The following is a 554-nucleotide window of genomic DNA, read 5'->3' as shown; positions in this document are numbered from 1 at the left end:
ACACCACACCCAGACATCCCGACAGATAAAGCATCAGGATTTCCTGGGAGGTCGAAGCTACGCTGGTCATGCTCAAGTAAATCAAGGTGATTCCACCGTGAAGTGAAATCATGCCACAAATAAACAATGCAATGACGGTACCGACCTGGTGGTTAATTTTACTGTACATAAACTCTCTTTTTTCCGTTGGCATACCTTCTTTGATATCGAGACTAATCCAATACGCATAAATTATTCGATTAGAATAGCGCCTTTCTCGACTCAGGCATTCACGAGCGCAGAGATCGCTCACGACCTGATTCAGTAACTTGGCGATCTGGTGATCGCCAAGCAATACGTAGTCAGCAACCATAGCTGGGGTATCGACACGCCATACGTGAGGCTGTGAGGACGTAAGAATACGTCTTCAGCCACCCACCGGGCTACCAGCCAAGGCCAAGAGGGTCTGAGTGTGCGGCTTCGCTAATCTCCCCAAAATATTGCCTGCGGCAACACTACTGATAGAGCAGGCTGCTGCCTGGATTATCTCCAGCTTTGGTCTCGGTGATGCGGCC

At 49.3% G+C, this 554-nt stretch carries 1 protein-coding gene; it reads right to left on the bottom strand.

What is annotated here, in order from left to right:
* Window positions 1-352: hypothetical protein (locus ACI77I_RS32120; RefSeq protein ID WP_407000229.1), on the bottom strand; the 352-nt coding region annotated here is incomplete at its 3' end.
* Window positions 353-554: the final 202 nt, after the last annotated feature.

It is taken from the genome of Pseudomonas sp. D47 (assembly GCF_045447305.1).
Lineage (GTDB): Bacteria > Pseudomonadota > Gammaproteobacteria > Pseudomonadales > Pseudomonadaceae > Aquipseudomonas.
The sequence above is the reverse complement of the archived record's forward strand: the minus strand, read 5'-3'. Positions and strand labels throughout refer to the sequence as shown.